This is a genomic window from Mesorhizobium sp. (genome assembly GCF_017306585.1).
GTDB lineage: Bacteria > Pseudomonadota > Alphaproteobacteria > Rhizobiales > Rhizobiaceae > Mesorhizobium.
Genome location: NZ_JAFKIC010000042.1, coordinates 1 through 8,094 on the forward strand (window position 1 = coordinate 1; position 8,094 = coordinate 8,094).

8 protein-coding genes and 1 pseudogene are annotated in these 8,094 nt (G+C 65.1%); 4 read left to right on the forward strand and 5 right to left on the reverse strand.

Features of this window, described 5'->3' with window-relative positions; genetic code table 11:
• From J0I79_RS01555 to J0I79_RS01565, 3 genes and pseudogenes are all read right to left on the reverse strand, one after another.
• Window positions 1-187, reverse strand: a pseudogene (locus tag J0I79_RS01555) (ABC transporter permease); the annotation flags it as partial.
• Between the two features lie 61 nt (window positions 188-248).
• Window positions 249-1,046 carry a transporter substrate-binding domain-containing protein gene (locus J0I79_RS01560; protein ID WP_292854824.1) on the reverse strand — a complete coding sequence of 266 codons (798 nt, stop codon included), beginning with the start codon at window positions 1,044-1,046 and terminating at the stop codon, window positions 249-251.
• 55 nt (window positions 1,047-1,101) lie between these two features.
• Window positions 1,102-1,917 carry an ABC transporter ATP-binding protein gene (locus J0I79_RS01565; RefSeq protein WP_292854827.1) on the reverse strand — a complete coding sequence of 272 codons (816 nt, stop codon included), beginning with the start codon at window positions 1,915-1,917 and terminating at the stop codon, window positions 1,102-1,104.
• Between the two features lie 211 nt (window positions 1,918-2,128).
• Between J0I79_RS01565 and J0I79_RS01570 the strand changes: the two genes are divergently transcribed.
• From J0I79_RS01570 to J0I79_RS01585, 4 genes are all read left to right on the forward strand, one after another.
• Window positions 2,129-3,001 (forward strand): dimethylarginine dimethylaminohydrolase family protein, encoded by an 873-nt coding sequence (locus J0I79_RS01570; protein ID WP_292854830.1) that lies wholly within the window; start codon window positions 2,129-2,131, stop codon window positions 2,999-3,001.
• The gene (locus tag J0I79_RS01575) at window positions 2,971-3,645 is read left to right on the forward strand and encodes a TetR family transcriptional regulator C-terminal domain-containing protein (RefSeq protein ID WP_292854832.1); all 675 of its coding nucleotides are present in this window, start codon (window positions 2,971-2,973) and stop codon (window positions 3,643-3,645) included. Before J0I79_RS01570 ends, J0I79_RS01575 begins: the two co-directional genes overlap by 31 nt.
• Window positions 3,646-3,759: 114 nt before the next feature.
• A complete protein-coding gene (locus tag J0I79_RS01580; RefSeq protein WP_292854836.1) occupies window positions 3,760-5,337 on the forward strand; it encodes a 5-guanidino-2-oxopentanoate decarboxylase in 1,578 nt (525 codons plus the stop codon).
• Between the two features lie 185 nt (window positions 5,338-5,522).
• Complete coding sequence (locus J0I79_RS01585) at window positions 5,523-6,230, forward strand: SDR family NAD(P)-dependent oxidoreductase (protein WP_292854839.1); 708 nt, start codon at window positions 5,523-5,525, stop codon at window positions 6,228-6,230.
• 117 nt (window positions 6,231-6,347) lie between these two features.
• Here J0I79_RS01585 and J0I79_RS01590 read toward each other — a convergent pair whose 3' ends face one another.
• Entirely contained in the window at window positions 6,348-7,238 is an 891-nt protein-coding gene (locus J0I79_RS01590) for an MOSC N-terminal beta barrel domain-containing protein (RefSeq protein WP_292854841.1), read from the reverse strand.
• 79 nt (window positions 7,239-7,317) lie between these two features.
• Window positions 7,318-8,094, reverse strand: a 777-nt coding sequence (locus J0I79_RS01595) for a S1 RNA-binding domain-containing protein (protein ID WP_292854844.1), incomplete at its 5' end; no start/stop codon positions are given.

The window sequence follows — 8,094 nt, forward strand, 5'->3', positions numbered from 1 at the left end:
TCGTCGCGCCGACCGCGATTTCGAGCGAATGCAGGAGCCCGAGCCTCAAGGTCCCGCCCCAACCGACGGGCGCGGGCGAGAGCAGTTCTATGATGCCGGCCGCCGAGGCCGGAAGAAAGGATTCGACCAGCGTCGCCCCCGGGATTGCTGGCTCACTCCGCCGGCGCCTGCGGCCGGCGGCGAGCATGCCTGGACATCTCAGCCGGAGACATGGCGCCAGCGCCATGTCTCCGGTCCTCGCGGAGGGGTCAGTTCGATTGCGGCGCGCCGCCGTAAATGTCGAAATCGAAGTATTTCTTCGAGATCTCGTCATACTTGCCGTTGGAGCGGATCGCCTTGATGCCGGCGTTGATCTTTTCCTTCAGCGCCGTGTCTTCCTTGCGCACGCCGGCGCCGACGCCCGGTCCGAGCACTTCGTCGTCGGGAGCCACCATGCCCTTCAGATCGCAACAGGCCTTGCCCTGGTCGGTCTTGAGGAATTCGCCGAGCGCGATGGAATCGGCCTGCACCGCGTCGAGGCGGCCGGCGGCGAGGTCGTTGTTGGCCTCGTCCTGGGTCTGGTATTCCTTGATCTCGGACGCCGTGGCGCCGAAATGCTTCTTGGCGTAAACGGCGTGCACGGTCGAAACCTGGACGCCAAGCACCTTGCCCTTGAGATCGTCAGGCGTGGCGCCGAACTTCTGGTCCTTCGGCCCGATGATCGCCGTCGGCGTGTTGTAGTACTTGTCGGAGAAGTCGATCGTCTTCTTGCGCTCGTCGGTGATCGACATCGACGAGACGATGAGGTCGATCTTCTTGGTCGTCAGCGCCGGGATGATGCCGTCCCAGGCGACCGGCGTGATGACGCAGTCGAGTTTCTCCTCGGCGCATACGGCGTCGATGAAGTCGATCTCCCAGCCGACCCACTTGCCCGAGGCATCGGGCGAGGTGAAGGGCGGATAGGGCTCGGCGGCGACACCGATCTTGACCGGATCGGCCTTGGCCACGCCCATCGCGGCGACGCCGAGCAGCAGCGCCGCGGCGAATGTCTTGAGAACAGTCTTCATGTCAGAACTCCCAGTTTGTTGTTGGTTCCCGGTTTTCTTCCGTCCCGGCCTGTCCCTAGCCGATGTTGCGGATGAACTGCTTGAGCCTTTCGGATTTGGGCGCGCCGAAAATCTGCTCCGGCGGGCCTTCTTCCTCGACCAGCCCGTTGTAGAGGTAGACGACGTGGGTCGCGACCTCGCGGGCGAACTTCATCTCGTGAGTGACCAGCACCATGGTGCGGCCCTCGCGCGCCAGGTCGCCGATCACCTTCAGCACCTCGCCGACCAGTTCGGGGTCGAGCGCCGAGGTCGGTTCGTCGAACAGCATGACGCGCGGATTGATGGCGAGCGCGCGGGCGATCGCGGCGCGCTGCTGCTGGCCGCCCGAGAGATAGGCGGGATAGACATCGCGCTTTTCCGCGAGCCCGACGCGCGCCAGCAGCTTCTCGGCCTGGGCGACCGCCTCGTCGCGCTTGACGCCAAGCACATGCACGGGAACCTCGATGACGTTCTCGATCAGCGTCATATGGCTCCACAGGTTGAAGTTCTGGAACACCATGCCGAGCTTGGAGCGGATGCGCTCGATCTGCCTGCGGTCGGCCGGAACGGTGTGGCCGTGGCTGTCCGCCTTGAGTTTGATCTCTTCGCCGTTGACGCGAATGATGCCGCTTGTCGGGTTCTCCAGGCAGTTGATGCAGCGCAGCAGCGTTGATTTGCCCGAGCCCGAACCACCGATGATGGCGATGACCTCGCCGTCGCGCGCCGACAGCGACACGCCCTTCAGCACATGCAGTTCGCCGAATTTCTTGTGCAGGTTCTCGACATGGATGGCTTCGGCGGCGCCGTCCTGCGCCTCTCCGGATGCGGCTGTGGCGGCTCGAACCGCGCTCACCGGGTGACCTCCGTATGGCCGATGGCGGTTCGTCGAACGTCTAACCGGCTAATCAACATACGCTGTACTGCCCCACTCCAGACCGCAGCATGGACCCGACAGCGCGAGCCCGTCAATCCTGCTCATTACGGCACTTGCAGCCTTGTTGTGCAAGTGTATAAATAGCCTCCCATGAAATTTTCTTGATTTTTTTCAGCTTAAAAGGGCATCGATGAGCGCTTTCGGATCACAGTCCATGGCGGCGCCGCTGCGGCGCGTGCTGATGCGGTCGGCGACCAATGCCATGCGCGATGCCGACCGGGCTGTCTGGCACTACGGCGCGGGTTTCAATCCCGCGAAGGCTGCCTCGCAGCACGCAGCGCTTGCCGATCTAGTGGCGGCTTCCGGGGCCGAAATCGAATGGATCGAGGACAAGGCGGACGGGCTGTCGGATTCGGTTTTCACGCATGATCCGTCGCTGATGACCGATCGCGGCGCGCTGATCCTGTCCATGGGCAAGCCGTTGCGCGCCAGGGAACCGTCGCTGCACGAGGAAGCCTACAGGAAGCTCGGCATTCCGATCCTTGGCCGCGTGGAGCCTCCCGGTCAGGTCGAGGGCGGCGATTGCGTATGGGTGGATGCGCGCACGCTGGCGATCGGGCGCGGCGTCCGCTCCAACCAGGAAGGCATCCAGCAGGTTTCCAACCTGCTGACCCCGCTGGGCATTTCCGTCTACGGCTTCGATCTGCCGCTGTGGCAGGGCGAGGAGGCGTGCCTGCATCTGATGTCCGTGATCAGCCCGCTGGCCGACGACCTCGCGCTGGTCTATTCGCCGCTTTTGCCGGCCCCTTTCTATCAGATGCTGAAGGCGCGCGGCATCCGGCTGGTCGAAGGCGACGCCGGAGAGTTCGCCGCGTCCAACGGCCTCAGCCTGAACGTACTCCCGACAAGTCCGTCCAAGGTCATCGCCGTTGCCGGCTTTCCCAAGACCAAGGCCGCGATGGAGGCCGCCGGCTGCACGGTCGAAGTCTTCGAAGCGGATGCGCTCTGCATCGCCTGCGAAGGCGGGCCGACATGCCTGACGCGGCCGATCCTGCGCCAATGAATGCGCCATACCGCCGAAAGTTCCGTCGCGAGGGCGAGGAGCGGCGGCGGCAGGATTTGATCGACGCCACCCTGGACAGCGTGGCGGAATATGGCCTCCAGGGCGCCAGCCTGCGCACCATCGCATTGCGTGCGGGCGTCACCGCCGGACTGATCCGGCACTATTTCCCCGGCAAGGAGGAATTGCTGCAGGAAGCCTATGCATCGCTGATGAGCCGCATGACCGAGCAGGCCAAGGCGGCGTTGGTCATGGAAAATGCCACGCCGCGCCAGCGTCTTGCGGCCTTCGTCACCGCCAACCTCAACGCACCGATCATCGATGCCCGGGTGTTCTCGCTGTGGGCGACTTTTATCGGCCGCGCCGGCGCGGATCCGGCGCTCGCCCGCGCTCACCGCGAAGGCTATCTCGGCTTTCGCAACGAGGTGGAAGCGGTTGTGGCCGAGGTGCTCGCCGCCGAACACCGCAAGCCGGACGCAAGCGAATTGCGTCGCCACGCCATTGCGATCAACGCGATCATCGACGGGCTCTGGGTCGAAGGCTGCCTGGCCGGAGAGATGTTCGAGCCTGGCGAATTGGCGGCGATTGGCATCAAGACTATCGAAGCCGAGCTTGGCCTTGCGCCAGAGCAATTCCTGGAAAAGTGAGCAAGTCCAGGAAAAGTGAGAAGCGGTTTTCCGCCCGGAATTGCGCAGGAAAACGAAGAGAGGAAGCCGATCACTGTTTCCGCTAAACAGAGATCGCCGAAAGGGAGAGAACCAATGACCACCATCGGCGAAGCGCTGATTTCACTGCTTGAAGCGCACGGGGTGGACACCGTCTTCGGCATTCCCGGCGTGCATACGGTCGAGCTCTATCGCGGCCTGGCGCGCTCGAAAATACGCCACGTCACGCCGCGCCACGAACAGGGCGCCGGCTTCATGGCGGACGGCTACGCGCGCGCCAGCGGCAGGCCGGGCGTCGCCTTCGTCATCACCGGGCCCGGGCTTACCAACACAATCACCGCCATGGGCCAGGCGCGCGCCGATTCGGTGCCGATGCTGGTCATCTCGGGCGTCAACGCCACCGATACGCTGGGCTTGGGCCTGGGCTTCCTGCACGAACTGCCGGACCAGCGCGGCATGATGGAAAAGGTGGCGATGTTTTCGCAGCGCGTCACCGAAGCCGACGAATTGCCCGGCGCCTTGGCGAAGGCCTTCGCCCTGTTCTCTTCGTCACGGCCGGGCCCGGTGCACATCGAGATCCCGACCAACGTCATGGTCAAGCCGGCGGATGGTGTCGCGGCCCTGCTGAGCAACGCCGCGCCTCCAGCGCCGGAGAGCGCGGCGATCGCCAGCGCGGCCAAGCTGATCGCCGCCGCGCGCCGGCCGCTGATCCTTGCCGGGGGCGGCGCCCGGAAGGCGGAAGCCCAGCTCAAGCGTCTTGCCGAAAGGCTCGGCGCGCCCGTCGTCGAGACCACCAACGCGCGCGGCCTGCTGCACGGCCATCCGCTCTGCGTCCCGGCAAGCCCCAGCCTGAAGGCGGTGCGCGCCTTGATGGCCGATGCCGATCTGGTTATCGCCGCAGGCACCGAATTCGGCCCGACCGACTATGACGGCTATGGCGACGGCGGCTTCGTTCTGCCCTCCAACCTGATCCGCATCGACATCGGCGCCGACCAGATCGCGCGCCGCCCGGTAAACGTCGGCATCCAGGCGGATTGCGCCGAGGCGATCGAGGCCCTGCTTGCCGCGATCGGTTCGGGCGACGGCGCCGAAGACGGCGAGACCCGGGCGGCCGCGTCGCGCAAGGCCGCCTTCGCCGAACTGAGCCCTGCCTACGTGGCGCAGGTCCGTGCCGTGGAAATCATCCGCGACGCCCTGCCGGGCGCCATCATCGTCGGCGATTCGACCCAGCCGATCTACGCCGCCAATCTCTATTACGACCATGACCGCCCAGGCGGCTGGTTCAACGCCGCCACCGGCTTCGGCGCGCTCGGCTATGGTCCGCCGGCCGCGATCGGCGCCGCCCTTGCCATGCCCGGCACGCCGGTCGTCTGCATCACCGGCGACGGCGGCTTCCAGTTCACGCTGTCGGAACTGGGCGTCGCGCTCGATTCCGACGCGCCGGTCATCTTCGTCGTCTGGAACAACAGGGGCTATCGCGAGATCGAGACCTCCATGCTCGATGTCGGCGTGGAACCTGTCGGCGTCTCGCCGGCGCCGCCGGATTTCTGCAAGCTCGCCGAAGCCTATGGCATGGCAGCCGAGCGGTTGGCCGGTTCCGATGGCCTGGCGGAGGCGCTGAAGCGAGCCCGGGCAACCGGATTGCCGCGCGTCATCGAAATCACGGTCGACTGAACGCCGGTTGCGGATTTCCGTCTCCGCTGCGCTCGATGCCGGCTGGCCTGCTGACGCCATGCAAAGACGTGACGGCTGCCATGTCGAGATATCGGTTGAGTGATCGCGCGAAAGGCGCGACGCTCCGCGTCGGCGCGGCACAACAAGAGACATAATGATAAAAATATGACAGGAGCGGTCCAAGGATGACGGAAACACTAGAAGGCAGGCATATCGTCGTGACCGGCGGCACCGGGGCGCTCGGCGGCGCCGTGGTCGGCAGGCTGCTGGAGCAGGGCGCGATCTGCCACGTGCCGAACGCGCATGCTGCGGCACCCCAGCACTTTCCCTTCACCACGCATGAGAATGTGAAACTCGCGCACAATGTCGACCTGTCGGATTCCGCCAAGGTCGAAGCCTTCTATTCCCAGGTTCCCGCGCTGTGGGGATCGGTTCATCTGGCCGGCGGCTTTGCCATGGCGCCGGTCGAGAAGATCGAATCGGCTTCCTTCGCCGAGATGATGGAAACCAATGCCCGCACCACCTTCCTGTGCAGCCGCGCTGCCGTCCGCTCGATGCTGGCGTCCGGCATGGCGGGCCGCATCGTCAATGTGACGGCGCGCGCCGGGCTCGATCCGCGCCGCGGCGCCGGCATGGTCGCCTATGCGGCCAGCAAGGCGGCGGTTGCGGCGATGACGGTGGCGATGGCCGAAGAGTTGAAGGGCAAGGGCATCCTGGTCAACGCCGTGGCACCCTCGACGCTCGACACACCGGCGAACCGGGCCGACATGCCGGATGCCGATTTCACCAAATGGGTCAGCCTGGAGGCCGCGGCCGAAGCCATCGCCTATCTTGCCTCGCCCGCCAACCAGGCGATGAGCGGAACGCTGGTGCCGCTTTACGCCCGGGCCTGAACATAATCGAGCCATGCGCTGACCGGCGTCTTGTTTGAGCGCCGGTCGGCCAGGGCGGCGGGTTGCCGCCGGCACGCAGGCGCGGAGCATTCCGGCAAGGCCGCGAGCCGCGCTATGCTACATCAGGTTCGAGGCACCCGCCTCGATGACCTCGACCGCGTCGCCGACCGAGATCGTGCCGGTATTGTTCGGAATTGCATTCTGGCCGAAGATGATGCCGCCTTTGCTGGAGCGGTGAAGCCGCCCAAGCGTTCGCAACGGCTCGCGCGGGTCCGGCTGCTCGCCGCTGAGGGGATCGCGGGTTGTGATGACACAGCGCGCGCAGGGCTTTGCGATCCGCATGACGACCGGGCCGACGCGGATCGTTTTCCAGCTGTCCTCGGGCCATGCGTCCATCGCGTCGAGGACGATGTTTGGGCGAAACCGCGCCATTTCCACGGGGCTGGCGAGATGACTGTTCAAATGGTCGAGTGAACCCGTGGTGGTGACCAGCAACGGGAAACCGTCGGCAAAGCTGACATAGTCGCCGGGCTGACCGAACTCCGGGTCGACCGGCCGGTTCTTCGGATCGTCGAAATAGACGAGGTCGACGGCCCGGCCGAGAACTGCCGACAGATAGGCGCCGGCCGCCGGATCGGCCGCTCGTGCGGCAACAATGTCCTTCCATATCTTGACATCGCGGAGCGTGGCGGTGCCGCCGGGAGCCTCGACGAAATGCGAACCATGCTTGTCATGGTGCAGCAAAATGCCCGTGCCGCGATGTTCGACGTCGATCGTGGTCATGGCCGGTATCTGGCGGATGGTCAGGAACTGCCCGTCCTTGTCGACGACCATCCAGCGACGGTCCCCTTCCATGCCCATGGTCTCGATCCCGGCGCTCTGCACGGCGTGGCCGCGCAGGCTCTTGACGGGATAGCGATGGATTTCAACGACCTTCATGCGCATGACCTTGATGCCGAAACGTGTAGTTGAAGCGATTGCTCTGTCGTTGTCTTGTGCCAGCGCCATGAAATGAAAAACCCGCGAACCTTTCGGCTCGCGGGTTGTCTTGTCCGGGCCGCGCCCCAGGCGCGGCGGCGGTTGAGGCTTAGTTGCCCTGCTTCTTCAGCGCCGCGCCCAGGATGTCGCCAAGCGAGGCGCCGGAGTCGGTCGAGCCGTACTGGGCGACCGCTTCCTTTTCCTCGGCGATTTCCAGCGCCTTGATCGAGACCTGCAGCTTGCGGGTCTTCTTGTCGAAGGCGATGACGCGCGCGTCGACCTTCTGGCCGACCGTGAAGCGCTCGGGGCGCTGCTCGTCGCGGTCGCGCGACAGGTCGGAACGCTTGATGAAGGTCTCGATGCCGCTGTCGACCAGCCGCACTTCCAGACCGCCATCCTTCACGCCGGTGACCTCGCAGGTGACGACGGCGTTCTTGCGCAGTTCGCCGCTGTTGGCTGCTTCACCGACGGTGTCGCGGGCCAACTGCTTGATGCCGAGCGAGATGCGCTCCTTCTCGATGTCGACGTCGAGCACCTGCGCCTTGACCATATCGCCGCGATTGTACTCTTCGATGACCTGCTCGCCCGGACGGGTCCAGTCGAGGTCGGAGAGGTGCACCATGCCGTCCACGTCGCCTTCCAGGCCGATGAACAGGCCGAACTCGGTCTTGTTCTTGACCTCGCCCTCGACCTGGCTACCGACCGGATGGTTGCGCGCGAAGGCTTCCCACGGGTTCTCCAGCGTCTGCTTGAGGCCGAGCGAGATGCGGCGCTTGGCCGGATCGACCTCGAGCACCACCACGTCGACTTCCTGCGTCGTCGACAGGATCTTGCCGGGGTGCACGTTCTTCTTCGTCCACGACATTTCCGAAACGTGGATGAGGCC